The organism is Streptomyces sp. GMY02, assembly GCF_019056675.1.
Classification (GTDB): domain Bacteria; phylum Actinomycetota; class Actinomycetes; order Streptomycetales; family Streptomycetaceae; genus Streptomyces; species Streptomyces odonnellii.
Genome location: NZ_CP077658.1, coordinates 6563585 through 6588847, shown reverse-complemented (window position 1 = coordinate 6588847; position 25263 = coordinate 6563585). Strand labels below are relative to the sequence as shown.

Sequence of the window (25263 nt, the reverse complement as noted above, 5' to 3'; positions counted from 1 at the left end):
TGCGGGGGTACGGGGACGGGGCGGCGCGGGCGGGGAGCGCGCCCGTACTCCAGAGGGTTCGGGCCGGGCGCCTCGGGGTTCGGGCCGGGCTCCCCCGGGTTCGGCTCAGGGCTTCTGGCCGTAGCCCTTCAGTTTCTCGCCCACCTCGCCGAGCTGGTCCTCGGACAGCAGGGAGGGCGTGCGGCCGGGCACCGAGCTGGCGGTGAGCCAGAGGCGGGCCATCCATTCGAGCTGGGCGGTGCGGTCGTAGGCCTGGGCGAGGGTGGCGCCGTAGGTGACCGTGCCGTGGTTCTGGAGCAGACAGGCGCTGCGCCCGCGCAGCGCGTCGAGCATCCCTGCGGCCAGCTCGTCCGTGCCGTACAGGGCGTACGGAGCGACGCGGACCGGTCCGCCGAGCGCCGCCGACATGTAGTGGATCAGCGGCAGTTCGGACACGAGCGTGGAGACGGCGGTCGCGTGCACCGCGTGGGTGTGCACCACGGCCTGCGCGGAGGTGCTGCGGTACACCGCGAGGTGCAGTGGCAGCTCACTCGTCGGGGTGAACTCGCCGAGGACCTGGCGGCCGTCCGTATCGACCCCGACGGCGTCCTCCGGGCCGAGCCGCTCGTACGGGACTCCGCTGGGTGTGACCAGAATCAGTTCCCCGACCCGTACGGACACATTGCCCGAGGTGCCAACGACCAGTCCCTCCGCGGCCGTTCTGCGGGCGGTGTCCACCAGATCCCGCCATGCGCGCGCGATCGCGTCCTGTGTCTGCTGATCGGTCATACGGCGATCCTGCCAGCAGCGCCGGGCCGGGCGCGCACCGCGCTCCGGGTCACTCGAACGGAGGCGCGCGACGCCGATCCGGGACACCACAAAGGCGCCCGGAGTTCACCTCCCGTTCACTCTGACTCCCTACGTTCACCGAGGCCACCGACCTCACACGATTGCCTGGGTATTCGGTACATGGAACACATCACACTGCTGCTCGGGATCGTGATCGTGACAGCGCTCGTGTTCGATTTCACCAACGGTTTCCATGACACCGCCAACGCGATGGCGACGACCATCTCGACGGGCGCGCTGAAACCCCGGACCGCGGTGGCCATGTCGGCCGTGCTGAATCTGGTCGGCGCGTTCCTTTCCGTGGAGGTCGCCAAAACGATCTCCGGCGGGCTCATCAACGAGAACGGCATCAGGACCGAGGTGATCTTCGCGGCGCTGGTCGGCGCCATCCTCTGGAACCTGCTCACCTGGCTGCTCGGACTGCCGTCGAGTTCGTCGCACGCGCTGTTCGGCGGACTGATCGGCGCGACCCTGATGTCGGTCGGCACCTCCGGGGTCAATGGCGGTGTCGTCGTCACCAAGGTGCTGATTCCCGCGCTGGCCGCGCCCGTCGTCGCGGGTCTGGCGGCCCTGCTCGCGACGAGGCTGACGTACCGGATCGGCCGCCGCACCGACGACCGGGCCACCGCCAAGGGCTTTCGCGCCGGGCAGATCGCCTCGGCCGGACTGGTCTCCCTCGCCCATGGCACCAACGACGCGCAGAAGACCATGGGGGTCATCACGCTGGCGCTGGTCACCGGCGGTGTTCTCGCACCCGGTGCCAATCCGCCGCTGTGGGTGATCGTCTCGGCCGGTACGGCGATCGCGCTCGGTACGTACCTCGGGGGCTGGCGCATCATCCGCACCATGGGCACCGGCCTCACCGATCTCCGGCCGCAGCAGGGTTTCGCCGCCCAGACCAGTGCCGCGACCGTCATCCTGGCCTCCTCCCATCTGGGCTTCTCGCTCTCCACCACGCAGTCCTGCTCGGGCGCGGTGATGGGCGCGGGGCTCGGGCGCCGGGGCGGTACGGTCCGCTGGTCCACCGCGGGCCGGATGTTCGCCGCCTGGGGGCTGACGCTGCCCGCCGCCGGACTGGTGGCCGCAGGCGCGGAGTTCCTGACGAGGCAGGGCAGTTGGGGTGTCTCGGTCGTCGCCGCACTGCTGGTCGTGCTCTCCGGCGCGATCTGGCTCGCCGCACGCCGACGCCCGGTCGACCACACCAATGTCAACGAGACCGCGACCGGTGAGCCGGGTGGCAGGACCGCCCCCGCCGTCACCCCCTCCCCCGCGGCCACGGGGGATCTGTCGACCACCATCCCGGCGCCTCCGGGCGGCACGGGCGAACCGGCGCGCACCGCCCGGGTCTGAGCAGCGCCACGGCGCGGGAAAGAAAAGAAAAAGAGGGATGGGCATGAAGATCGACTGGGCGGCGCTCGGCTCCGTCTTCGGGGTCAGTCTGGCGGCGACCGTCGGGCTCGTGGGGCTGTTCACCCTGGGCGTGGTCGGACTGGCCAAGCACGAGTCCGCCACCGCCACCGCCGGGCACGGCGGGGCGGGTACGGCGGGTCTGGCGCGGGCGGGCGCGTATGCCTGCTTCGCGCTCTGTGTGGCCGCTGTGGCGTACGGGATCCGGCTGATCGTGGCCTGAACCGTCGTCCGGTCCGCTCGGGGTCGGCTCGGCGTCTGCTCCGGGTGCGTTCCCCGCCGGACCGCGGCCAGTGTGGGGCTTCGCACACTGTCCCGTCGCAGGTCAAGGATGAGTTGACGGGTGTTTGCGCAGCGTGGTGGACTTCCGGGGCCATTTACGACGGCAGAAGAGGAAGCCGGTGCGAATCCGGCGCGGTCCCGCCACTGTCACTGGGAGCCCTGTCCCAGGAGCCAGGAACTCTCGCCGCCGCACCACGTCGAGCCGGGGCGCGGACCCTGAGTGAGGACAAGTCGCCATGCCTGGCAGCGGTTCGTCCGCCATGCGCGGTGGCGGTTCGGCCGCCGAGCGGGTCTTCGCGTACGGCGCCACCGCCGGCCTGCTGGGCGACCGGCTGTTCGCCGATCCGCGCCGGGGTCATCCGGTGGCCGCGTTCGGCCGGGCGGCGGGGGCGGTCGAGCGGGTGCTGTGGCACAACCACCGTGGCTGGGGCGCGCTGCACACGCTGGTGTGCGCCGGAGGCGCCGTCGGCCTCGCTCTGCTCGCCGCCCGGGCCGCTGAAGGCACGGGCGGCGCGAGGGCAGGCCGTACCGCGTCCGTCGCGCTGACCGCCGTGGCCACCTGGTCCGTGGTCGGAGGTACATCCCTGGGCCGGGAGGCGCGTGCCATCGGCGCGGCGCTCGACGCCGGGGACATCGAGCTGGCGAGGGAGCGGCTGCCGCACCTGTGCGGGCGCGATCCGCAGAGCCTGAGCGGTCCTGAGCTGGCCCGCGCCGTCGTGGAGTCCGTCGCCGAGAACACCTCGGACGCCGTCGTGGGCGCGCTGCTGTGGGGCGCGGTCGCGGGGGTGCCGGGGCTCGTGGGGTTCCGCGCCGTGAACACCCTGGACGCGATGGTGGGTCACAAGTCGGCCGTGTATGGCCGGTTCGGGTGGGCGTCGGCCCGGCTCGACGATCTGGCCGGCTGGCCCGGGGCCCGGCTGACCGCCGCGCTGGCCGTCCTGGCCGGTGACGATCCGCGCGGGGCACTGCGGGCGGTGTGGCGGGACGCTCGGAAGCATCCGAGCCCCAACGCGGGCCCGGTGGAGGCGTCGTTCGCCGGCGCACTGGGCGTACGGCTCAGCGGGACGCTGGCGTACGGCGGGCGGGTGGAGCACCGGCCCGTACTGAACGGCGACGGGCGGCCGGTGAGGACGACCGACATCGAGCGGGCGGTACGGCTGTCGCGCCGGGTGAGCGGGCTGGCCCTCGCGGCCTGTGTCGCGGGCCGGTTCGCGTACGGGGCGATACGCCGTACGGCCTCGGCCTCGGCCTCAGCTTCGGCCTCCGCTTCCGCACACGGCGCGGCGGACCGTACGGCCATCAACTCGACGGACCGATGGGGGCGTGGATGAGCCGGGGCGGGCGCGGCGGTGGGCTGCTGGTGGCCGGGACCACCTCCGACGCGGGCAAGAGCGTCGTCACGGCGGGGATCTGCCGGTGGCTGGTACGCCGAGGGGTGAAGGTCGCGCCCTTCAAGGGGCAGAACATGTCGCTCAATTCGTTCGTGACGCGCGAGGGCGCGGAAATCGGGCGGGCGCAGGCGATGCAGGCGCAGGCGGCCCGGGTGGAGCCGACCGCGCTGATGAATCCCGTGCTGCTCAAGCCCGGTGGAGACCGCAGCAGTCAAGTGGTGCTGATGGGGCGGCCGGTGGGCGAGCTGAGCGCCAAGGGCTTCTTCGGCACAGTCGGAACGGACGGGACAAACGGGATTGACACAGACAGGGCGGATGGCGAAGCGCCGTCGGGAAGGGCCCTGCGCGGCGGGCGTCAAGAAGCCCTGCTCGGGACCGTCCTGGAGTGCCTGGAGGAGCTGCGCGCCACGCATGACGCGGTGATCTGCGAGGGCGCGGGCAGCCCCGCCGAGATCAATCTGCGCCGTACGGACATCGTGAACATGGGCATCGCACGGGCCGCGCGGCTGCCCGTGATGGTGGTCGGCGACATCGACCGGGGCGGGGTCTTCGCCTCCTTCTTCGGTACGACCGCGCTGCTGAGCCCCGAGGACCAGGCGCTGGTCGCGGGGTATCTGGTGAACAAGTTCCGGGGTGATGTGTCGCTGCTGGAACCGGGCCTCGAGATGCTCCGCGGGCTGACCGGACGCACCACGCTGGGGGTGCTCCCCTGGCGGCACGGCCTCGGTATCGACGAGGAGGACGGGCTGCGGGTGTCCCGGAACGGTGCCGCCGTGCGCGGGGCACCGGCGGCGCCCCCGCACGGCGAGGAGGTGCTCCGGGTCGCGGTCTGCGCCGTGCCGCTGATGTCCAACTTCACCGATGTGGACGCGCTGGCGGCGGAACCAGGGGTCGTGGTGCGGTTCGTCGACCGGCCCGAGGAGCTGGTGGACGCGGACCTCGTGGTGGTGCCCGGCACCCGCGGCACCGTGCGGGCGCTGGCCTGGCTGCGGGAGCGCGGGCTCGCCGACGCCCTGGCGCGGCGGGCCGCCGAGGGGCGCCCCGTGCTGGGGATCTGCGGCGGCTACCAGATCCTCGGCGAGCACATCGACGACGAGGTGGAGTCACGGGCGGGCGCCGTCGCGGGGCTGGGACTGCTGCCCGTACGGGTGCGGTTCGAGCCCGCGAAGACCCTGGCCAGACCGTCCGGGATCGCCCTCGGTGAGGCGGTGGAGGGGTACGAGATCCATCACGGCGTCGCTGACGTACGGGGAGGCGACGCCTTTGTCCGCGACGCGGAGGGGCGGGCCCTGGACGGCTGCCGGATGGGGCCGGTCCAGGGCACGCACTGGCACGGGGCGCTGGAGAGCGACGCGTTCCGGCGGCGCTTCCTGACGGAGGTGGCGCGGGCGGCGGGCCGGCGTTTCGTCCCCGCTCCCGGCACCAGCTTCGGCGCGCTGCGCGAGGAACAGCTCGACCTTCTCGGTGACCTCATCGAGGAGCACGCGGACACGGACGCGCTGCTGCGGCTGATCGAGGAGGGGGCGCCGGCCGGGCTGCCCTTCATTCCCCCGGGCGCCCCATGATCGCCCCCGTACCGGCGCCGCCCACCGGCACAGCCGCGCTCGTGACCGGCATCGTCGCACTCGAAGGAGCGATCAGCATATGAACACCCCTTATCCGTTCACCGCCGTCGTGGGAATGGACGATCTGCGGCTCGCGCTGGTGCTGAACGCGGTCAGTCCCGCCGTCGGCGGTGTGCTCGTACGCGGCGAGAAGGGCACGGCGAAGTCCACGGCCGTACGGGCCCTTTCCGCGCTGCTGCCGGAGCTGGCGGTGGTGCCCGGATGCCGGTTCAGTTGCGATCCCGCCGCGCCCGACCCGGGCTGTCCGGACGGGCCGCACGGGAGCGGGCCGGGCGTGTCGCGGCCCGCCAGGATGGTCGAGCTGCCCGTCGGCGCGTCCGAGGACCGGCTCGTCGGGGCGCTGGACATCGAGCGGGCGCTCGCGGAGGGCGTGAAGGCCTTTGAGCCGGGGCTGCTCGCGGACGCGCACCGGGGCGTGCTGTATGTCGATGAGGTCAACCTTCTGCACGATCATCTGATCGACGTTCTGCTGGACGCCGCCGCCATGGGTGCCTCGTATGTCGAGCGCGAGGGCGTCTCCGTACGGCATGCCGCGCGTTTTCTGCTCGTCGGGACGATGAATCCCGAAGAGGGCGAGCTGCGGCCGCAGTTGCTCGACCGGTTCGGGCTCACCGTGGAGGTCGCGGCCTCGCGGGAGCCGGAGCAGCGGGTGGAGGTCGTACGGCGGCGGCTCGCGTACGACGACGATCCGGCCGCGTTCGCCGCGCGCTGGGCCGAGGAGGAGACCGCGCTGCGGGAGCGGATCGTGGCGGCGCGTGCCCTGCTGCCGGAGGTGCGGCTCGGGGACACCGCGCTGCTGCGGATAGCCGCGACCTGTGCCGCCTTCGAGGTGGACGGGATGCGGGCGGACATCGTGATGGCGCGGACGGCCGCGGCGCTGGCCGCGTGGGCGGGGCGTACGGACGTACACGCCGAGGACGTACGGCGGGCCGCGCTGCTGGCGCTGCCGCACCGGCGGCGGCGCAACCCCTTCGACGCGCCGGGTCTCGACGAGGACAAGCTCGACGACACGCTCGGCCAGTTCGAGGAAGAGGACCACAAGGCGGAACAAGAGTCGGAACACAAGGCGGAACACAAGGCAGAAGGGGACGGCAAGCCGGAGGACGGCGGCGACGGGGACGGCGGGGACGACGATCCGGGCAACGGCCCCGGAAACGGCGGCCCTGACGGGTCGGGCGGCGGCGGGATTCCGCCGCGGCCGGAGCCCGAGGGACCCCAGGGATCCGAAGGGGCCGACACACCGCGGGAGTCCGCGCCGGAGCAGGGCGACACGCCCGTCGAGGCCGAGCAGCAGGGCCGGTCGCAGGGCGCGGGAGCCGGTGCGCGTGAGCAGTCCGCCGTACGGGCCGCCGAGCCGTTCCGTACGAAGGCGCTGAGCGTCCCGGGTCTGGGCGAGGGCGCCGCCGGGCGCCGCTCCCGGGCCCGTACCGAACACGGCAGGACGACCGGAGCACGTACCCCCAGGGGCGCCCTGACCAGCCTGCACCTCTCCGCGACCGTACGGGCGGCGGCCCCGCACCAGCGGGCGCGCGGGCGCAGCGGCCCCGGTCTGGTGGTCCGCCGCGACGATCTGCGGCAGGCGGCCCGCGAGGGGCGCGAGGGCAATCTCGTGCTGTTCGTGGTCGACGCGTCCGGGTCGATGGCGGCCAGGCGGCGGATGAGCGCTGTGAAGGGCGCGGTGCTCTCGCTGCTGCTGGACGCCTACCAGCGGCGCGACAAGGTCGGTCTGGTCACCTTCCGGGGGAAGGAGGCCGAGGTGGCGCTGCCGCCGACCTCGTCGGTGGACGCGGCGGCGGCCCGGCTGGAGTCGCTGCCGACGGGCGGGCGCACCCCGCTGGCCGCCGGGCTGCTCAAGGCGCATGACGTGCTGCGCGTGGAGCGGATGCGGGATCCCGCGCGCCGGCCGCTGCTGCTGGTGGTGACGGACGGACGGGCGACGGGCGGCCCGGGTCCGGTGGCGCTGGCGGAGCGCGCGGCCCGGCTGCACGCGGCGGAAGGGACGGCCTCGGTGGTCGTGGACTGCGAATCGGGGCCGGTACGGCTCGGCCTGGCCGGTTCGCTGGCCACCGCGCTCGGCGGCGCGGCCATCACCCTCGACGAGCTGCGGGCCGACAGCATCGCCGGCCTGGTCAGGGACGTGCAGCGGGACATGCGCGGCGATGCGCAGCGCGGCGGCGCACAGCGGGACGTACGCCGGACCGTACAGCGGGACGTACAACAGGCCGACACAGCAGCAGGCACCGCAGGCACAGCGGGCACATCAGCAGGCACATCAGCAGCAGGCAACGGACGCACCAGGAGGGCCGCGTAATGCCGAAGGGACAGCCGGAAACCGTTCCGGACGACGGTCTCACCACCCGCCAGCGCCGCAACCGGCCGCTCGTGTTCGTCCACACCGGCCCGGGAAAGGGCAAGTCGACGGCGGCCTTCGGGCTCGCGCTGCGCGCCTGGAACCAGGGATGGCCGGTCGGGGTCTTCCAGTTCGTCAAGTCCGCGAAGTGGAAGGTCGGCGAGGAGCGGGCGCTGACGGTGCTGGGCGCGAGCGGCGAGGGCGGCCCCGTCGTCTGGCACAAGATGGGCGAGGGCTGGTCCTGGGTGCAGCGCGACAGCCAGCTCTCCAACGAGGAGGCGGCACGCGAGGGCTGGGAGCAGGTCAAGCGTGATCTGGCCGCCGAGACCCACAAGCTGTACGTCCTGGACGAGTTCGCCTATCCGCTGCACTGGGGCTGGGTGGACACCGACGAGGTGATCGAGGTGCTGCGGGACCGTCCCGGGACCCAGCACGTGGTGATCACCGGGCGCAACGCCCCTGGGAAACTGGTCGACTTCGCGGATCTCGTCACCGAGATGACCAAGGTCAAGCACCCGATGGACACGGGCCAGAAGGGCCAGCGGGGCATCGAGTGGTGACCGTCCCGCGCCTGGTCGTCGCCGCGCCCTCGTCCGGCAGCGGCAAGACCACCGTCGCGACGGGGCTGATGGCGGCGTTCTCGGAGCGCGGTCTGGCCGTGTCACCGCACAAGGTGGGGCCCGACTACATCGATCCGGGCTATCACGCGCTGGCGGTCTCCTCCGGCGGCCGGGCGGTCTCCTCGGGCGGGCGGGCACGCCCCGGCCGGAATCTCGACGCGTACATGTGCGGTCCCGGGCTGATCGGGCCGCTGTTCGCGCATGGCGCGGCGGGCTGCGACCTGGCGGTCGTCGAGGGCGTGATGGGGCTGTACGACGGCGCGTCCGGGCAGGGCGAACTGGCCTCCACCGCCCAGGTGTCGAAGCTGCTGCGGGCCCCGGTGGTGCTGGTGGTGGACGCCTCGTCGCAGTCCCGCTCCGTGGCCGCGCTGGTGCACGGCTTCGCCTCCTGGGACCCGGAGGTACGGATCGGCGGGGTGATCCTCAACAAGGTCGCCAGTGACCGGCACGAGCGGCTGCTGCGCGACGCGCTGGACGAGTCGGGCGTGCCGGTGATGGGCGTGCTGCGGCGTACCGGTCAGGTGGGGACGCCCTCGCGTCACCTCGGTCTGGTGCCGGTCGCCGAGCGGCACGCGGAGGCGGTCGCGTCGACGCGCGAACTGGCCGCGCGGGTACGGGCCGGATGCGATCTGGAGGCGCTGCTGGCCCTGGCGCGCAGCGCACCCGCGCTGGACACGACGGCGTGGGAGCCGGCGGGCGCGCCGGCCGTTCCCGCGGGGCACGGGCGGCCGGTGATCGCGGTGGCCGGCGGGCCCGCGTTCACCTTCTCGTACGCGGAACACACCGAGTTGCTGACGGCCGCGGGCGCGGACGTCGTACCGTTCGACCCGCTGCGGGACGAGCGGCTCCCGGCCGGAACCCGGGGGCTGGTGATCGGTGGCGGCTTTCCCGAGGTGTACGCGCCTGAGCTGTCGGCCAATGAGCCGCTGCGGAAGGCGGTGGCGGAGCTGGCGCACGCCGGAGCGCCCGTGGCGGCCGAGTGCGCCGGGCTGCTCTATCTGGCGCGGTCGCTGGACGGGAAGCCGATGTGCGGGGTGCTGGCCGCCGACGCGCGGATGTCGGAGCGGCTGACGCTGGGCTACCGGGAGGCGGTGGCGGTCGGTGACAGCGCGCTGGCGCGGGCGGGGACCCGGGTGCGGGGGCACGAGTTCCACCGTACGGTGCTGGAACCGGGCGCCGGGGACGCTCCGGCCTGGGGCGTGGTGCACCCGGACCGCCGGGTGGAGGGATTCGTACAGCGGGGTGTGCACGCGAGCTATCTGCATACGCACTGGGCGGCGGCGCCGGAGATGGCACACCGGTTCGTGGCGCGGTGCGCGGAATTCATGGCGCGGTGCGCGGTATGAGCCCTGGCTTGCCGGCCGGCACTGACCCGCACGCGAGCGCTGCCTTGTCACCGAGCCCGGTCGCGTCAGCCGGCGATTCCGACCACCAGCCAGATGAAGGCCACGCCCAGGACCGTGCAGAGCAGGGTGGAGCGGGCGGGATGCTCGTGGTGCGCCTCGGGCAGGATCTCGGCCGCGGCGAGATAGAGCAGGGCCCCGCCGAAGAACCCGAGATAGCCGGCGAGCACCTCCTCGGGCAGGTGGAACAGCAGGGTGGAGGCGGCGCCGAGGACCGGCGCGACCGCGTCCGCGACGAGCATCAGGACCGCTCTGCGGCGGTCGTTCCCGTACAGGCTGGTGAGCGTGTACGTGTTGAAGCCGTCGGCGAAGTCATGCGCGGTGACGGCGAGGGCGACCGCCGCGCCCATGCCGCCGCCGACCTGGAAGGCGGCGCCGAGGGCGATCCCGTCCATCAGGCTGTGGCCCACCATGGCCGCCGCGGCGGTGAGCCCGATCTGGGGCACGCGGACAGCGGGGCCGCCGATGGTGCCACGGGCGGTGCTCCGGTCCACGGCGCCGCTACGGGGCGCGGCGCCGCTACGGGGCGCGGCGCCGGGAACAGTGCTGCGGGCCGCGCCGGGGCCTTCGCGACGGACCGCGGGGTACGGAACGGCCCCGGGCGGGACCGCCTCGGGTACAGGCCCCTCGTGCGCGGCGCTCCGCTGCGGGGCGGCGCCGTGGGAGGCCTGACGAACCGCGAGCAAACGTTCCACCAGATGGGCTACGAGAAAGCCGCCCACGAAGAGCAGCAGCGCCCGCGGCACACCGAGGAACTCCTGCCCCGCGGCACGCATCGCCTCCGGCAGCAGATCCAGTCCGACGACGCCGAGCATCAGGCCCCCGGCCAGGCCCAGTACGAGATGGCGGCGGTCGGTGACGCGCTGCGCCGTCCAGCCGCCGAACAGCGTCATGAGGAACGCGCCGAGCGCGACGAACACGGCCATGCGCCCCTGCATAGCCGATCGGACGGCCCTTCCGCACATCCGCGACCCGCGCCGTCGCCGCGACCCGGGGCGCTTCCGGTACGCGTGCCCGCGCCCGGACTCGCGCCTCCCGCAGACCGGGATCTGGTGGTGGGGGTCGGTGCGAGCCGGGCCGCTTCCGTCGGGGAAGTGCTCGGGCTGATCGAGGAGACCCTGCGGGACGCCGGGCTCGCGCCGGGCTCGGTCGTGGAGCTGGCAACCGTCGACACCAAGGCCGATGCCCCCGCGATCGCCGGGGCCGCCGGACAACTGGGCCTGCCGGTACGGGGGTACGCGGCCGCTCTGCTGGCGGACATCCCCGTACCCCATCCGTCGAGCGCGCCGCTGGCGGCGGTGGGGACGGCGTCGGTCGCGGAGGCCGCCGCGCTCGCGGGCGGGGGCGTACTCCTCGTACCGAAACGGACGTCGCGTCCCGAGGGCCGACCGGCAGCGGTCACCTGTGCGGTGGCGTACAGGGGCCGGTGCGGAGTGGAACCGCCGGGAGCGGAGATGATGTCGGTGTCGACGACAGAGAACGGCCGACGACAGAGAACGGCCGATGACAACGGCCGGTCGACGAGAGAGAACAGTGGACGAATGCGGCCGGTTGATGAGAGCGTCCGGCCGACAGTGGCGACAAGCTGCCATCGGTGAACAGTTGACCGACGAAAACCGTTGACGGTAAAGAACAGCGGGCACGCGCGACCACGCGCCGTGCCATGACGCCCCGGTACCCCGGTGGCATTCGGAAGGGAGCCCGGTGACCCGCGTCGACCAGCCCATCGAGAGCGTCGCGCCCCACACGCGGGGGCCGCGCCCGCACCGGCCCTGCCGGGCCCGCGCGTCCATTTCCGTGTCCGGCATGGGCATATCCATGTCCGGCGATCACCCGAATGGCCGCCATGTCTACGCGCGGTGATCTCCATGATCTGCGCCATCACGGCGATGTCGAGATGCGGGACGGTGCGGAGGGGCTGATAGATCTCGCGGTCAATGTGCGTACGGGCACTCCCCCGGAGTGGCTGCGCGCCCGTATCGCCGACTCGCTCTGCGGGCTCGCCGCGTACCCCGACGGGCGGGCGGCGCGGGCGGCGGTCGCGGCGCGGCACGGACTGCCGGTGGAGCGGGTGCTGCTGACGGCGGGCGCGGCGGAGGCGTTCGTGCTGCTGGCCCGCGCCCTGCCGGTGAAGCGGCCGGTGATCGTCCATCCGCAGTTCACCGAGCCGGAGTCGGCGCTGCGGGACGCGGGGCACTCGGTACGACGGGTGCTGCTGGGTGTGGCGGACGGTTTCGTACTCGATCCGGGGGCGGTTCCGGAGGACGCGGATCTGGTCATGATCGGGAATCCGACGAACCCGACCTCCGTGCTCCACCCGGCCGACGCGATAGCCAAGCTCGCCCGTCCCGGCCGGACGCTGGTGGTGGACGAGGCGTTCATGGACGCGGTGCCGGGCGAGCCGGAGGCGCTGGCGGGGCGTACGGATGTGCCGGGCCTGGTGGTCCTGCGCAGCCTCACCAAGACCTGGGGGCTCGCGGGGCTGCGGATCGGCTATGTCCTGGCCGAACCGGAGACGGTGGCCGCGCTGGGGCGGGCCCAGCCGCTCTGGCCGGTCTCGACACCGGCGCTGGCCGCGGCGGAGGCGTGCATGTCGCCCGACGCGCTCGCGGAGGCGGAGCGTGCGGCGTGCCGGACGGCGGTGGAGCGCGCCCATCTGCTGGCCGGGCTGGCGGAGTTCGAGGAGATACGGACCGTGGAGGCGGCGCGGGGGCCGTTCGTACTCGCCCATATGACCCGGGCGGACGCGGTACGGGCGCGGCTGCGCACCCTGGGATTCGCGACCCGCCGGGGCGACACGTTCCCGGGGCTCGACACGGACTGGCTGCGTCTGGCGGTCCGCGACCGCACCACGACGAACCGCTTCCTCCAGGCCCTGGACCAGTCGCTGACGGCGGTGGGCTGCTGAGTTGCCGAGCCGCTGAGCTGCCGAGAGGGCTGCTGAGGAGGTCCCCCGGCGCCGGACGGACTGCTGTACTGCTCAGCCCGTCCGGCGCCTGAGAACCGACCGGGTCAGCGCCTCGCGCGGCTCCTCGTCAGGGCCAGGGTCGCGCCGCCGGCCGTCACCAGCAGGGCCGCACCGCCCGCCAGCCAGGGCGTCATGGAGTTGCCGCCCGTTTCGGCGAGGTTCGGCCTGGCCGGCTCCGCCGCGGACTGCGGCTTCAGATCCGGCTGTTCGGGCTGCTCCGGCTGAACGGCCCGGTCGACCGGCCGTTCCGGCGCCGCCGGTGCCGCCGGTGACTCACAGGTGGCTCCGGCGAGCGTGACCGTACCCTCGACCTCCGCGACATTCAGCTTGAGCGGGTTCAGAGACACGCTGAGTTCGAGCGCGGCGGCCGCGGCCGTACGGGATGTGGTGCTCGTCCTGGACAGTTCGAGCGTCACCTCGCCCACGCCCGGCACCTCGACACGGGTCGTACCGGCCGTCGAGAGCGTGAGCCGCTTGCCGAGGACCGTCACCGGGCCCAGCAGATTCGACTCGGCGACCGGCCGCTTCCCCGCTTCGCAGACCGCCTTGGAGGTGACCTCCTGGATCTCGATCAGTGAGAGCAGCGGCAGCCCGGGGACATGGACCTTCGCATGGGCGAGGTTGGTGTAGCCCTCCGCCCTGCCCGCGTCGGCCGTCGCCTTCGCGGTCGCCGTATCGGCGCGGAGCACGCTCACCGGCCGGCCGCCGTCGACGCCGTCCAGCGTGACGGTCAGCGCGGTCTTCTCCGAACTGGCGGGCGCCTGCACCTCGTTGAGCGCGGCCCTGAGCGGCACCCGGACGGTCTTGTTGAGCAGGGACACATCGAGGCCGGTCTTCAGTACGACCGCGCTCGCCCGCCCTTCGCCGGTGCTGCCCGCGCCGCCCGTACCGCTGCCCGGACCCTCGGTGGCCTGCGCGGGTACGGCGAGGAGCGCGGGCCCGGCCGCCAGCGCGGCGGCGGCCATGACACCGGCGCACCGGCGTACGGGCATGCGGAAGGTATTGCTGTTCACGATGTGGAACCCCCACAAGAGACTTGGCGTCGCCGGCCCGCCGAACGGGGACACGCGGCGGTGGCGACCGAGACACCGGAATCTTTACGCACGAAGAGTGAACTGGCAGACACCTGGGGTGAGTTCACTCCAAAGTGGGGTTTCCGGGCCCATATTCGATTCTTGTGGCACATGCGTTCTTCAATGCCCCACCGGCAACACGGTCGGACGAGGTCAGGGGGCGTACGCCGGCCCCTCACCGAAGCGCGCGCAAAGGGCGGCCGACGAGCGCGCATAAGGCACTTCAACGACACCGGCCGCCCCCGCGTCACGCTCCGTCAATCACGCGCCCGTTCAGCACGACCCGGCGCGGCGCGGTCAGCACTCGTACGTCCGCCCGCGGATCCTCGTCGTACACCACGAGATCCGCCGGGGCGCCCTCGTCGAGCACCGGCCGGCCCAGCCAGCGCCGCGCGCCCCAGGCCGCCGCCGAAATCGCGTCCACGGGCGGGATACCGGCCTTCGCCAGCTCGGCCACCTCGGCGCCCACCAGTCCATGGGCGAGCCCGCCGCCCGCGTCCGTACCGGCGAAGACCGGGATGCCCGCGTCGTACGCCGCGCGCACGGTGTCGTAGCGGCGCTCGTACAGCCGGTTCATATGCGCCGACCAGCGCGGGAACTTGCTCGCGCCGCCCGCCGCGAGCCGCGGGAACGTCGCGATGTTCACCAGGGTCGGGACGATCGCGACACCGTGCTCCGCGAAGAGCGGAATGAGGTCCTCCGTGAGTCCGGTCGCGTGCTCGACACAGTCGATCCCCGCCTCGACGAGATCGCGCAGCGCGACCTCCGCGAAGCAGTGCGCGGTGACCCGGGCGCCGAGCCGGTGCGCCTCCGCGATGGCCTCCTCGACCTCGCGGCGCGGCCAGCAGGCGGTCAGATCGCCCGCGTCGCGGTCGATCCAGTCGCCGACGAGCTTGACCCAGCCGTCACCGCGCCCGGCCTCCCGGGCGACATACGAGACCAGGTCCTCGGGCTCGACCTCATGGGCGAAATCACGGATGTAACGGCGGGTACGGGCGATATGGCGGCCCGCCCTGATGATCTTCGGCAGATCCTCGCGGTCGTCGATCCACCGGGTGTCCGCGGGCGATCCCGCGTCCCGCAGCAGCAGGGCGCCCGCGTCCCGGTCGCCGAGCGCCTGCTTCTCGCTGGTCGTGGCGTCGACGGCACCGTGGTGGTCCAGACCGACATGGCAGTGGGCGTCCACGAGACCGGGCAGCGCCCAGCCCTGGACCGTACGGACATCGCGGGCGGCCGCGCCGGACGGGCGTTCGTAGGTGATCCTGCCGCCCACCACCCACAGCTCGTCCCTGACCTCCTCGGGTCCGACGAGCACCCGCCCCTTCACCCGCAGCACCGTGTGATCGCTCATGGGCAGCACTGTACGAGGCCCGGGCGGCACCGGAAGAGGCCGTGGGCCCCTTCCACCGGCCGGGACCGGCGGCCCGGAAATCGCGGGCGACATAAATTCCTGCTCTTGTCCTGCTCTTGCTCCGGCCTTGCTCCGCGCTTGAATATCGAATACGCACACACCGAAAATCACAAAAGAGCGCGGGTTATTTATCACGGGCAGCTTCCCCCATTCGCCTGCCCGCTTTCCCCGACCCTAAACACCGCGATTTCACAGGCGTTACGGAGATGTGACCGACCCCACAGGTGGCACCGAATCGGCACCGTATCGCCCGGAAATCTGCGCACATTCTACCCAGCTCTACCCGGATACGCAGGGGCAGCCGCGTACGCGCGATAACACAAGTCCGCTGCTTGCCCAACCCCTGCTCAAGATGCATCTTTTGTTTTCGCTGGGTAAATTCAATACCTATGACCGCCGCACAAGCAGACTTTGCAGGCGCCCGAAGCGAATTCCCCCCATCCCTGACGATCGACGCCCCACGAGTGGAGGACGGAGCCGCGATCTGGCGTATCGCCCGTGACTCCGAGGTCCTGGACCTCAACTCCTCGTACAGCTACCTGCTGTGGTGCCGCGACTTCGCCGCCACATCCGTCGTCGCCCGTGGCGCCGGAGGAGTACCGATCGCCTTCGTCACGGGATACATACGTCCCGAGCGCCCCGCCGCACTGGTCGTCTGGCAGGTGGCCGTCGACCGGGAACGGCGGGGGCGCGGGCTGGCCGGCACCCTGCTCGACGCGCTGACCGCCCGGGTGGTGCGGAGGCTCGGAGTATCGGCGATCGAGACGACCGTGACCCCGGACAACGCGGCCTCGGACCGGCTGTTCACCGCGTTCGCCGCGCGCCATGGCGCGGTGCTGGAGCGCGAGGTCCTCTTCGACGGAGGGATGTTCCCGGACGGGGACGGTGACGGGGCGCACCAGCCGGAGGTGCTGTACCGGATCGGTCCGCTCTCCCCGCTCCCCGGGCCCGCGCGGCTCGGTCCCGCGCGGGCCTCCCGGCCCCGGCCCACTGGGCACTCCCGGCCCACGCCCTGAGCACACCGGGCCACCACCGGACCATGCCGAGCCGGCCGAGCCGCCCCTCAGCCGTACGCGAGAGCTCCGCGCCAGTCAGCCGTCGCACGAACGCCGCACGTCGGAGCCGTGGGCCCGAACCGTACGGGAACGAGAGCCCGAGCCGTACGGGTACGAGCCGGCACCCGGGTCGAGTGCGCACCGGCACGCCCCCGCCCGTCCCTCCCCCCACCTCCATCGGTCACCCCCATCGGCAGGAGATTCCTGTGACCATCACCCCGCCCGCACTGAGCGTCTTCGAGACTCTTGAGTCCGAGGTGCGCAGCTACTGCCGCGGCTGGCCCGCCGTGTTCGACCGGGCGCAGGGCAGCCGCCTCACCGACGAGGACGGCCACAGCTACCTCGACTTCTTCGCCGGCGCCGGAGCACTCAACTACGGCCACAACAACCCGGTGCTGAAACGCGCGCTGATCGACTACATCGAGCGTGACGGCATCACCCACGGCCTCGACATGGCGACGACCGCGAAACGCGCCTTCCTGGAGTCCTTCCAGCATGTGGTGCTCCGGCCGCGCGACCTGCCGTACAAGGTTATGTTCCCGGGGCCGACCGGCACCAACGCGGTCGAGTCCGCCCTCAAGCTGGCCCGCAAGGTGAAGGGCCGCGAGTCGATCGTCTCCTTCACCAACGCCTTCCACGGCATGTCACTGGGCTCGCTCGCCGTCACCGGCAACGCGTTCAAGCGCGCCGGGGCCGGCATACCGCTGGTCCATGGCACCCCGATGCCGTTCGACAACTATCTGGACGGGCAGACCGAGGACTTCCTGTGGTTCGAACGGCTGCTGGAGGACCAGGGCTCCGGCCTGAACAAGCCCGCCGCGGTGATCGTCGAGACCATCCAGGGCGAAGGCGGCGTCAATGTCGCGCGCCCCGAGTGGCTGCGGGCGCTGGCCGATCTCTGCCGGCGCCAGGACATGCTGCTGATCGTCGACGACATCCAGATGGGGTGCGGCCGTACCGGTGCCTTCTTCTCGTTCGAGGAGGCGGGCATCACACCGGACATCGTCACGCTGTCGAAGTCGATCAGCGGGTACGGGCTGCCCATGTCGCTCTGCCTGTTCCGCCCCGAGCTGGACATCTGGGAGCCGGGCGAGCACAACGGCACCTTCCGGGGCCACAACCCGGCCTTCGTCACCGCCGCCGCCGCGCTCACCACGTACTGGGCGGACGGGCAGATGGAGAAGCAGACCATCGCGCGGGGTGAGCAGGTGGAGCGCGCGCTGGCGTCGATCTGCGCCGAGAGCGCCGGCGGCGGAAACGGCACGGGCCGCGGAGGCCGTACGGGCAACGGCAGCCGTACGAGCCGCGGAAGCGGTACGGGCAACGGCAGCGGTACGAGCGGTGCCGGCCGTACGAACAGCGGCACGGACCCGGGTACGGGCGCCGAATTCCGGGGCCGGGGCCTGGTGTGGGGCCTGGAGTTCGCCGACAAGGACCGGGCGTCCGCCGTCTGCGCCCGGGCGTTCGAGCTGGGGCTGCTGCTGGAGACGTCGGGCCCGGTCGGCGAGGTGGTGAAGCTGCTGCCGCCGCTCACCATCACTCCCGAAGAGCTGGACGAGGGCCTGCGCACGCTGTCCCGCGCGGTCCTGGAGACCGCCTGACATGCCGTACCCGCCGGGCCACACCCCACGTACGCGCACAGATACACGCACAGAAAGGCAGCGACAGACCGTGATCGTCCGATCGTTCAAGGACATCGAGAACACCGACCGCCATGTGAAGTCGGCCTCGGGCACCTGGGAGAGCAAGCGCATCGTGCTCGCCAAGGAGAACGTCGGCTTCTCCCTCCACGAGACCGTGCTGTACGCGGGCACGGAGACTTCGATGTGGTACGCCCATCACATCGAGGCCGTGCTCTGTGTGGCGGGCGAGGCCGAACTCACCAACGACGAGACCGGTGAGACGCACTGGATCCGGCCCGGCACGATGTATCTGCTGGACGGGCACGAGCGCCACACCCTCCGTCCCAAGACCGACTTCCGCTGTGTCTGTGTCTTCAACCCGCCCGTGACCGGGCGCGAGGACCACGACGAGAACGGCGTCTACCCGCTGCTGACCGAGCCGGCCGCGCACCCGGCAGAGCCCTCGGAGGAGGTCTGACGATGACCACGACCCCCGTACGAACGGAAACCGAACGGACCGACCTCTACCCGACCCGTGGCCCCCGCGAGGTGACCACCCCGCGCCAGGACCCCGTCGTCTGGTCCGCGCCCGGCGACGCGGGCCCCGTCTCCCCGGCGGATCTGCGCGGCTTGGAGCGGGACGGCTTCCTCACCGTGGACGAGCTGATCGGCCCGGACGAGGTGGCGCTCTACCGCGCCGAACTGGACCGGCTGATCTCCGACCCGGGGCTCCGGGCCGACGAGCGCTCGATCATCGAGCCCAAGTCCCAGGACGTACGGTCGGTCTTCGAGGTCCACCGCATCAGCGAGATCTTCGCCGGGCTCGTGCGCGACGAGCGGGTGGCGGGCAGGGCACGCCAGATCCTGGGCTCGGAGGTCTATGTCCACCAGTCGCGGATCAATGTGAAGCCGGGCTTCGGCGCGTCGGGCTTCTACTGGCACTCGGACTTCGAGACCTGGCACGCGGAGGACGGTCTGCCGCGTATGCGGACCGTGTCGGTCTCGATCGCGCTGACCGAGAACTACGACACCAACGGCGGGCTGATGATCATGCCCGGCTCGCATCAGTCGTTCCTGGGCTGCGCGGGCGAGACTCCGCGCGACAACTACAAGCGGTCGCTCAAAATGCAGGACGCAGGCACGCCGTCGCACGGGGCGCTGACGCGGATGGCGGACCGGCACGGGATCAGGCTCTTCACGGGCAGGGCCGGTTCGGCGACCTGGTTCGACTGCAACTGCATGCACGGTTCGGGCGACAACATCACGCCGTACCCGCGCAGCAATGTCTTCATCGTGTTCAACAGCGTGGAGAACGCGGCGGTGGAGCCGTTCGCGGCGCCTTCGCCGCGGCCGGAGTTCATCGGGGCACGGGACTTCACACCGGTGCGCTGATACGGCGGTTCGCCGATGAGGCGGTTCGCCGATGAGGCGGTTCGCCGATGAGGCGGTTCGCCGATGCAGCGGCTCGCCAGTGCGGCGGTTCGCTGATACGGCGGCGCGCTGGAGACGCCCTTGGGTGGGCCGGGCCTCGACTGCCCGGCCCACCCGAGGCGTTGTGTCAGCCCTCCAGGGACGGGTAGTCGATGTACCCCTTGTCGGTGCCCCCGAAGAAGGACGCCATCTCAGGGGTGTTGTACGGGCCGCCGGCCTTCAGCCGCGCCGGCAGGTCCGGGTTGGCGAGGAAGAGCGCGCCGAAGGAGATCAGGTCGGCCGTACCGTCCTCGATCAGCTTCAGCTCGTCGGCGGTGGTGAAGCCCTCGGTCGCGACGTTGAGGACGAGCGTCCCCGAGAACAGCTTGCGCAGGGCGGTCGTCAGCTCGCGGTTGTTCTCGATCAGGTGCAGATACGCGAGCCCGAGGGGTTCGAGCTCCTTCACCAGCGCCGTGTAGGCGGCGTCCGGCTCGGGCTCCACGATGCTGTTGTACGTGTTTCCGGGCGAGATGCGGATCGCCGTGCGCGAGGCGCCGATCTCGTCGGCCACCGCGCGGGTCACCTCGACCGCGAAGCGGATACGGCCCTCCTCGGAGCCGCCCCACTCGTCGGTGCGCAGGTTGGAGCCGGGCGCCAGGAACTGGTGGATCAGATAGCCGTTGGCGCCGTGCAGCTCGACACCGTCGAAGCCGGCGTCTATCGCGTTGCGGGCCGCCGAGGCGAAGTCCGCGACGGTCTGGCGTACTTCGTCGGAGGTCAGCTCGTGCGGGGTGACGAAGTCCTTCGGGCCGTCGTGCATGTAGACCTGCCCCTGCGCGGCGACGGCGGAGGCGCTCACCGGCACCAGACCGTCGGGCAGCAGGTCCGGGTGACCGATCCGGCCGGCGTGCATGAGCTGGGCGAAGATGACACCGCCCTTGGCGTGGACGGCGTCGGTGACCTTGCGCCAGGCCGCGACCTGCTCGGCGCTGTGCAGCCCCGGGGTGTCCGGGTATCCCTGGCCCACCACCGACGGCTGGGTCCCCTCGGTGATGATCAGACCGGCCGAGGCGCGCTGTGCGTAGTACGTCACCATCGAATCGGTGGCCGAGTGGCCCGGGCCGAACGCACGACTGCGGGTCATCGGGGCCATGGCGATGCGGTTGGCGAGCTGCGTGCCCGAGAGGTCGATCGGGTCGAACGCGGTGGTCATGGGGGCTCCCAGAGCGGTAAATGACGGCACAACGGGCGTGACCGACCGGATATGTGGTCGGCCAAGCATTCAACAGTGGACGACTCTAGCTCATTCCTTGGCCGGCCAAGCTAAACTCGTTCCCATGACGCAGGAGCTGACCTCGTGACCTCGGCCCGCATGCCGGACCGTACGTCGGACGGCGCGGACGACCGTACGGACGACCCTGCCTGTACGAGCGACGTGTCCGGCGCCGCGTGCGGCGGGCAGATCAGCCACGCCCTGTCCCGCGTCGCCCGGCTGCACCGCATCGCGGCGGGCAAGCTGCTGCGGCGCACGGGCCTGTACCCGGGCCAGGAACTCCTGATGATGCGCCTCTGGACCGCCGGTCCGGTCCGCCAGTCCGAGCTGATCAAGTCGATGGACCTCGACCCCTCCACCGTCACCAAGATGCTCCAGCGCCTGGACCACGCGGGCTATGTGAAGCGCTCGGCCGACCCCGAGGACCGCCGCGCGGTACTGGTCGAGGCGACCCGGGAGAGCTGCGCACTGCGCTGGGAGGTCGGGGACGCCTGGACGGACCTGGAGGACCACACGCTCGCGGGCCTGGACGACACGGAGCGCACGGAACTGGCGCGGCTGCTCGCCAAGGTCGAGGAAAACCTGTGCAAGGAGACGGAGGCCTGCCCGGAACGCCGGACGGAGGGACGCCTCCTCCGGGACGGCACGTAGCGATGTCGCCCACGGGCCCGGGCCGCCGCGCCCTCAATCGCCGACCGGGCTGATCCTCGCCGCCCGATGCCGGCCGAGGGGATCAAGCCTGTCCGGCTCCGTGCGGGGTGCGGGACCGGACAGTCGAATCGAGTAGCCGGAGTTCTTCGGCTGTGAGGCGCAGTGCGCCGGCCGCGACGTTGTCGACGAGGTGTTGCGGGTTGCCCGTGCCGGGGATGGCCAGTACGTGGGCGCCTTGCCGCAGGGTCCAGGCCAGACGGACCTGGGCGGCGGAGACGCCATGTGCGCGGGCCACGGTGTCGATCTGGTCGTGTTCGTCCCGGACGGCTCCGGCCTCGCGTCCGTGCCCCGCGATGGCGAAGAAGGGTACGAACGCGATGCCGTGTGCCGCGCATGCCCGGAGCATCTCGTCCCCGCCGGGCGTGTCGATGCCATAGCGGTTCTGGACGCACACCACCGGTGCGATCTCCTGGGCCTGGGCCAGGTGTTCCGGGCGGGCGCCGGAGATACCGAGGTGACGGATGAGCCCGGCGTCGCGCAGCTCGGCGAGAGCCCCGAAATGTTCGCTGATGGATTCCTGGCCCATGAGGCGCAGGTTGACCAGGTCGAGGTGGTCGCGGCCGAGCTGACGCAGATTCTCCTCGACCTGGCCGCGCAGTTGGACGGGCCGTGCCGGGGTGGCCCATTCGCCGTCGGTGTCCCTGGCCGGGCCGACCTTCGTGGCGATGACGAGATCATCCGGATACGGTGCCAGCGCCGAGTTGATCAGTTCGTTGGCGGAGCGCAGCCGGGAGAAGTAGAAGGCCGCGGTGTCGATGTGGTTGACACCGAGTTCGACCGCGCGGCGCAGTACGTCGATCGCCCGGCCGCGGTCGCTGGGGGTGCCCTGGTGGAAGGCGGCGCTGCCGGTCAGGCGCATGGCGCCGAATCCGACGCGGTTGACCGTGCGGTCACCGAGCAGCCATGTGCCGGCGGCTGTCGCGGAGACCGTGCGCGGCGTCATCTCTTCCATCAGCTCCATTCGATCGACCGCTGTGAACTGCTTCAACGTGTTGATGGCCCGTTCCACCGGGATCCGCGCCCGGTAGCGGGCGTTGCCCTATGCCCTGACTAGCCCGCCAGCACATCCAGTGCCCGGTCCACGTCCGCCGTGGTGTTGTACAGGTGGAACGCGGCTCGCAGATAGCCCGCGCGGAGTGAGACGGCCACCTCCGCGCGTTCCAGGTCGGGGTGGCGGTGTGTCAGGCCCGGTACGGAGACGATCGGCGAGTTGCCGGGGACCGGTTCGTGTCCGAGGGCGGTCAGGCCTTCGCGGAAACGGGCGGCGAGGGCGGTGTTGTGCGCGTGGACCGCGTCCGTTCCGATCTCCTCCATCAGCGCGAGCGACTCGGCGGCGCCGTGGTACGAGAGGAAGGACACCGGCTCGTCGAAGCGGCGTGCGGAGTCGGCCAGTCGCTCGACCGGACCGTATGTACTGGCCCAGATGTCCCCGCCCGAGATCCAGCCCGCGTGCAGCGGTACGAGCGAGTCCTGGACCTCCTCGCGCACAGTGAGGAAGGACGTACCGCGCGGGCAGACCAGGAACTTGAAGCCGCCGGTGACGGTGTAGTCGTACGCCCCCGGATCGACCGCCAGCCAGCCGGCCGACTGCGTGGTGTCGACGAGCGTACGGGCGCCGTGCGCGGCGGCGGCAGCCCGTACCGCGGCCAGATCGGCGGTCCTGCCGTCCGCCGACTGCACCGAGGAGAACGCGACTAGCGCGGTGCCCGGCCGTACCGCCTCCGCGAGGTCCTCCAGCGGCGCGTACCGCAGCTTGAGGTCGCCGCGGACGGCGAAGGGGTTGATCACCGAGCTGAAGTCCCCCTCGGGGAAGAGGACTTCGGCGCCGGTCGGCAGCGAGGCCGACACCAGCCCGACATGGACCGCGACCGCGCTGCCCACGGCGACCCGCTCGGCGGGCACTCCGGTGAGCCGGGCGAAGGAGGCACGGGCGGCGTCGACGGTCTCGAAGCTCCCCGAGCCCTGCCCCCGCCCGGTCCCGTTCAGCTCGGCCAGCGCCCGTACGGCGGCGATGGTCCTCCGGGGCAGCAGACCGCAGTTCGCGGTGTTGAGATAAGTGATCTCCGGCGCGAACTCGGCGCCTCCCAGGGTGTCCATGAACCCACCCTGGAACCCGGCCACCTCGTAGTCAATTGCGCAATTCTGATGGGCGTATCCAAGCAATGCTTATGAATGGGCTCCGGCCTGCGGAATCTCGCAGGAACCGTCGGTGTCGCAGACCGCGCCGCTCTCCGACTCGTTACGGACGGCGGGCGCGAGCGGTGTGAGCACGCGGCTCTCCCATGCCTGCTCCAGCGCCTGGGTGAACAGCTCGGCCGGCTGCCCGCCGGACACCCCGTACCGCCGGTCGAGTACGAAGAACGGCACCCCGCTCGCCCCCAGCGCGGCGGCCTCGCGCTCGTCGGCCCGTACATCCGCGGCGTACGCGTCGGGGTCGGCGAGGACCGCACGGGCCTCGGCCTCCTCCAGGCCGGCGTCGACCGCCAGGGAGATCAGGGTCTCGTCGTCGAAGACGGAACGCTCCTCGGCGAAGTTCGCGCGGTAGGCGAGGTCGAGCAGCTCGTCGTGGCGGCCGCGGGCCTTGGCGAGATGGAGCAGCCGGTGGATGTCGAAGGTGCTGCCGTAGTCCCGCCCCTCGATCACATAACCGAGCCCCTCGGACCGGGCGTTGGAGGCCACGTGCTCCTCCATCGCGAGCGCCTCCTCACGGGTCCGCCCGAACTTCTTCGCGAGCAGATCCGTCACCAGCCCGGTGTCCCCCTTGGCCCGCCCGGGATCCAGCTCGAACGAGCGGTACACCACCTCGACCTCGTCCCGATGGGCGAAAGACGCCAGCCCCTTCTCGAACCGGGCCTTCCCGATATAACACCAGGGACACGCAATGTCCCCCCAGATCTCCACCCGCACAGTCCCGCTCCCTCCGTTCCGGCACACCGGCCCCCCATCATACGGAGGCCCCCTCCACCTGCCTCACCCCCGGCCCGGAAGCCGGGCGGGAGACTCATCCGCCTTCACGGGCGGTGGCCGTGCGCGCTTCCACTCCGTCCGCGCTTGCCTCCACTCCGTCCAGGAGGACCTTCAGACCGACCGTGAAGGTGTCGTCGATCTGGTGGTCCCAGGACGGGGCGGGCTCGCCCTCGGGCGGGACGGCGCTTTCCCTGGCCAGGCGTACCGACAGGGGGAAACGGTCCGCGAAGTCCGGGGCGACCTCATTGAGGAGGGCTGAGCGGGCGGTCCACCAGTCGTGGTCGGACACGCCCGTGACCGATGCCGCCTGGCGGGACTCGGCGGTTGTCTGGGCGGAGCCCCGTACGAAGTGGAACAGGGAGCTGACGACGGCCCGCAGGATCCTGGCCGGCAGGGCCGTTTCGTACAGCATGGCCGCCAGCGCTTCCAGGACGGCCTGCTCGTGCGGGCCCAGGACCGGGCGGGCGTAGGAGACCTGGAGTACCCAGGGGTGCCGCAGATAGAAGGCTCTGAGATCCCCGGCCCAGGACTCCACCGCCGTCCGCCAGCCTTCGCCCGGGTGGTGACCGGTGGACAGCTCGGCGTGGACGCGGTCGTACATCAGGTCGAGGAGTTCCGCCTTGCCGGGGACATAGGTGTAGAGGGCCATGGAGGAGCGCCCCAGCCGCTCGGCCACCGTGCGCATCGACAGCCCCGCCATGGTGTCCGCGTCGGCCACCGCGATCGCCGCTTCCACGATGGCGTCGACGCTCAGCGCCGGCTTGGGGCCGGGAGCCGTCCGTCGGCCCCGCTCTCCCGGTTCGGCCCACAGCAGGGCCATGGATACGGCTACATCTCCCTGACCTGCGATGATGCTCACGAATTAAT

At 71.8% G+C, this 25263-nt stretch carries 20 protein-coding genes, 4 pseudogenes and 1 riboswitch; of the genes and pseudogenes, 15 read left to right on the top strand and 9 right to left on the bottom strand.

From position 1 onward, the window contains the following. Nucleotides 1–105: 105 nt before the first annotated feature. Nucleotides 106–768, bottom strand: coding sequence for a class II aldolase/adducin family protein (locus KQY30_RS28085; RefSeq protein ID WP_217309240.1), 663 nt, complete (start codon nt 766–768; stop codon nt 106–108). Between the two features lie 180 nt (nt 769–948). On the opposite strand from KQY30_RS28085, the gene KQY30_RS28080 reads away from it, so the two are divergent. The 7 genes from KQY30_RS28080 (at nt 949) to KQY30_RS28050 (ending at nt 9849) form a co-directional block, all read left to right on the top strand. Continuing rightward, the gene (locus KQY30_RS28080) at nt 949–2178 is read left to right on the top strand and encodes an inorganic phosphate transporter (RefSeq protein WP_217309239.1); all 1230 of its coding nucleotides are present in this window, start codon (nt 949–951) and stop codon (nt 2176–2178) included. A 43-nt stretch (nt 2179–2221) separates the two neighbouring features. After that, complete coding sequence (locus KQY30_RS28075; protein WP_217309238.1) at nt 2222–2458, top strand: hypothetical protein; 237 nt, start codon at nt 2222–2224, stop codon at nt 2456–2458. Between the two features lie 120 nt (nt 2459–2578). Next, a riboswitch (cobalamin riboswitch) is annotated at nt 2579–2721 on the top strand. 32 nt (nt 2722–2753) lie between these two features. Next, nucleotides 2754–3848, top strand: a complete 1095-nt coding sequence (locus tag KQY30_RS28070) for a cobalamin biosynthesis protein (RefSeq protein WP_254407355.1) — start codon at nt 2754–2756, stop codon at nt 3846–3848. Then, the gene (locus KQY30_RS28065) at nt 3845–5473 is read left to right on the top strand and encodes a cobyric acid synthase (RefSeq protein ID WP_217309237.1); all 1629 of its coding nucleotides are present in this window, start codon (nt 3845–3847) and stop codon (nt 5471–5473) included. Before KQY30_RS28070 ends, KQY30_RS28065 begins: the two co-directional genes overlap by 4 nt. A gap of 79 nt (nt 5474–5552) precedes the next feature. Beyond that, on the top strand, nt 5553–7844 hold the full coding sequence (locus KQY30_RS28060; protein WP_217309236.1) for a magnesium chelatase subunit D family protein: 2292 nt from the start codon (nt 5553–5555) through the stop codon (nt 7842–7844). After that, nucleotides 7844–8443 carry a cob(I)yrinic acid a,c-diamide adenosyltransferase gene (gene cobO, locus KQY30_RS28055; protein WP_217309235.1) on the top strand — a complete coding sequence of 200 codons (600 nt, stop codon included), beginning with the start codon at nt 7844–7846 and terminating at the stop codon, nt 8441–8443. Before KQY30_RS28060 ends, cobO begins: the two co-directional genes overlap by 1 nt. Continuing rightward, complete coding sequence (locus KQY30_RS28050; protein ID WP_217309234.1) at nt 8437–9849, top strand: cobyrinate a,c-diamide synthase; 1413 nt, start codon at nt 8437–8439, stop codon at nt 9847–9849. The genes cobO and KQY30_RS28050 overlap by 7 nt, the downstream gene beginning before the upstream one ends. 65 nt (nt 9850–9914) lie before the next feature. Here KQY30_RS28050 and KQY30_RS28045 read toward each other — a convergent pair whose 3' ends face one another. Continuing rightward, nucleotides 9915–10832, bottom strand: coding sequence for a ZIP family metal transporter (locus KQY30_RS28045; RefSeq protein WP_217309233.1), 918 nt, complete (start codon nt 10830–10832; stop codon nt 9915–9917). 123 nt (nt 10833–10955) lie between these two features. On the opposite strand from KQY30_RS28045, the pseudogene KQY30_RS36755 reads away from it, so the two are divergent. Together KQY30_RS36755 and cobC are read left to right on the top strand one after the other, a co-directional pair. After that, a pseudogene (locus tag KQY30_RS36755) lies at nt 10956–11318 on the top strand (cobalamin biosynthesis protein); the annotation flags it as partial. A gap of 425 nt (nt 11319–11743) precedes the next feature. Then, entirely contained in the window at nt 11744–12814 is a 1071-nt protein-coding gene (cobC, locus tag KQY30_RS28035) for an Rv2231c family pyridoxal phosphate-dependent protein CobC (protein ID WP_217309231.1), read from the top strand. A 104-nt stretch (nt 12815–12918) separates the two neighbouring features. Here the strand turns inward: cobC and KQY30_RS28030 are convergent, their stop codons facing one another. Continuing rightward, nucleotides 12919–13887: an SCO1860 family LAETG-anchored protein gene (locus tag KQY30_RS28030; protein ID WP_217309230.1), complete on the bottom strand. Its 969-nt coding sequence runs from the start codon at nt 13885–13887 to the stop codon at nt 12919–12921. Between the two features lie 307 nt (nt 13888–14194). Next, entirely contained in the window at nt 14195–15298 is a 1104-nt protein-coding gene (locus KQY30_RS28025; RefSeq protein ID WP_217309229.1) for an amidohydrolase family protein, read from the bottom strand. A gap of 449 nt (nt 15299–15747) precedes the next feature. Here KQY30_RS28025 and ectA point away from each other — a divergent pair. From ectA to thpD, 5 genes and pseudogenes are all read left to right on the top strand, one after another. Further along, nucleotides 15748–16290 (top strand): annotated as a pseudogene (gene ectA / locus KQY30_RS28020) (diaminobutyrate acetyltransferase); the annotation flags it as partial. A 107-nt stretch (nt 16291–16397) separates the two neighbouring features. Then, a pseudogene (gene ectB / locus KQY30_RS28015) lies at nt 16398–17690 on the top strand (diaminobutyrate--2-oxoglutarate transaminase); the annotation flags it as partial. A 105-nt stretch (nt 17691–17795) separates the two neighbouring features. Further along, a pseudogene (locus KQY30_RS37505) lies at nt 17796–18014 on the top strand (aminotransferase class III-fold pyridoxal phosphate-dependent enzyme); the annotation flags it as partial. 70 nt (nt 18015–18084) lie between these two features. Then, complete coding sequence (locus tag KQY30_RS28005) at nt 18085–18513, top strand: ectoine synthase (protein WP_046508043.1); 429 nt, start codon at nt 18085–18087, stop codon at nt 18511–18513. Between the two features lie 2 nt (nt 18514–18515). Continuing rightward, entirely contained in the window at nt 18516–19427 is a 912-nt protein-coding gene (thpD, locus tag KQY30_RS28000) for an ectoine hydroxylase (RefSeq protein ID WP_217309227.1), read from the top strand. A 166-nt stretch (nt 19428–19593) separates the two neighbouring features. Here thpD and KQY30_RS27995 read toward each other — a convergent pair whose 3' ends face one another. Further along, the gene (locus tag KQY30_RS27995) at nt 19594–20658 is read right to left on the bottom strand and encodes an alkene reductase (RefSeq protein WP_217309226.1); all 1065 of its coding nucleotides are present in this window, start codon (nt 20656–20658) and stop codon (nt 19594–19596) included. Between the two features lie 159 nt (nt 20659–20817). On the opposite strand from KQY30_RS27995, the gene KQY30_RS27990 reads away from it, so the two are divergent. Next, on the top strand, nt 20818–21369 hold the full coding sequence (locus tag KQY30_RS27990) for a MarR family winged helix-turn-helix transcriptional regulator (RefSeq protein ID WP_217311366.1): 552 nt from the start codon (nt 20818–20820) through the stop codon (nt 21367–21369). An 82-nt stretch (nt 21370–21451) separates the two neighbouring features. Here KQY30_RS27990 and KQY30_RS27985 read toward each other — a convergent pair whose 3' ends face one another. From KQY30_RS27985 to KQY30_RS27970, 4 genes are all read right to left on the bottom strand, one after another. Beyond that, nucleotides 21452–22372 carry an oxidoreductase gene (locus KQY30_RS27985; RefSeq protein WP_217311365.1) on the bottom strand — a complete coding sequence of 307 codons (921 nt, stop codon included), beginning with the start codon at nt 22370–22372 and terminating at the stop codon, nt 21452–21454. A gap of 107 nt (nt 22373–22479) precedes the next feature. Then, nucleotides 22480–23526: an aminotransferase class V-fold PLP-dependent enzyme gene (locus tag KQY30_RS27980; RefSeq protein WP_217309225.1), complete on the bottom strand. Its 1047-nt coding sequence runs from the start codon at nt 23524–23526 to the stop codon at nt 22480–22482. A gap of 69 nt (nt 23527–23595) precedes the next feature. Beyond that, nucleotides 23596–24336 carry a DsbA family oxidoreductase gene (locus KQY30_RS27975; RefSeq protein ID WP_217309224.1) on the bottom strand — a complete coding sequence of 247 codons (741 nt, stop codon included), beginning with the start codon at nt 24334–24336 and terminating at the stop codon, nt 23596–23598. A gap of 94 nt (nt 24337–24430) precedes the next feature. Continuing rightward, a complete protein-coding gene (locus KQY30_RS27970) occupies nt 24431–25255 on the bottom strand; it encodes a TetR/AcrR family transcriptional regulator C-terminal domain-containing protein (RefSeq protein ID WP_217309223.1) in 825 nt (274 codons plus the stop codon). Between the last annotated feature and the right edge of the window lie 8 nt (nt 25256–25263).

What these genes read in the sequence shown, in the direction of transcription:
- KQY30_RS28085 (WP_217309240.1), bottom strand. Translation starts at nt 768, where the DNA reads ATGACCGATCAGCAGACACAGGACGCGATCGCGCGCGCATGGCGGGAT.
- KQY30_RS28080 (WP_217309239.1), top strand. Translation starts at nt 949, where the DNA reads ATGGAACACATCACACTGCTGCTCGGGATCGTGATCGTGACAGCGCTC.
- KQY30_RS28075 (WP_217309238.1), top strand. Translation starts at nt 2,222, where the DNA reads ATGAAGATCGACTGGGCGGCGCTCGGCTCCGTCTTCGGGGTCAGTCTG.
- KQY30_RS28070 (WP_254407355.1), top strand. Translation starts at nt 2,754, where the DNA reads ATGCCTGGCAGCGGTTCGTCCGCCATGCGCGGTGGCGGTTCGGCCGCC.
- KQY30_RS28065 (WP_217309237.1), top strand. Translation starts at nt 3,845, where the DNA reads ATGAGCCGGGGCGGGCGCGGCGGTGGGCTGCTGGTGGCCGGGACCACC.
- KQY30_RS28060 (WP_217309236.1), top strand. Translation starts at nt 5,553, where the DNA reads ATGAACACCCCTTATCCGTTCACCGCCGTCGTGGGAATGGACGATCTG.
- cobO (WP_217309235.1), top strand. Translation starts at nt 7,844, where the DNA reads ATGCCGAAGGGACAGCCGGAAACCGTTCCGGACGACGGTCTCACCACC.
- KQY30_RS28045 (WP_217309233.1), bottom strand. Translation starts at nt 10,832, where the DNA reads ATGGCCGTGTTCGTCGCGCTCGGCGCGTTCCTCATGACGCTGTTCGGC.
- cobC (WP_217309231.1), top strand. Translation starts at nt 11,744, where the DNA reads ATGGCCGCCATGTCTACGCGCGGTGATCTCCATGATCTGCGCCATCAC.
- KQY30_RS28025 (WP_217309229.1), bottom strand. Translation starts at nt 15,298, where the DNA reads ATGAGCGATCACACGGTGCTGCGGGTGAAGGGGCGGGTGCTCGTCGGA.
- thpD (WP_217309227.1), top strand. Translation starts at nt 18,516, where the DNA reads ATGACCACGACCCCCGTACGAACGGAAACCGAACGGACCGACCTCTAC.
- KQY30_RS27995 (WP_217309226.1), bottom strand. Translation starts at nt 20,658, where the DNA reads ATGACCACCGCGTTCGACCCGATCGACCTCTCGGGCACGCAGCTCGCC.
- KQY30_RS27990 (WP_217311366.1), top strand. Translation starts at nt 20,818, where the DNA reads ATGCCGGACCGTACGTCGGACGGCGCGGACGACCGTACGGACGACCCT.
- KQY30_RS27985 (WP_217311365.1), bottom strand. Translation starts at nt 22,372, where the DNA reads ATGACGCCGCGCACGGTCTCCGCGACAGCCGCCGGCACATGGCTGCTC.
- KQY30_RS27980 (WP_217309225.1), bottom strand. Translation starts at nt 23,526, where the DNA reads ATGGACACCCTGGGAGGCGCCGAGTTCGCGCCGGAGATCACTTATCTC.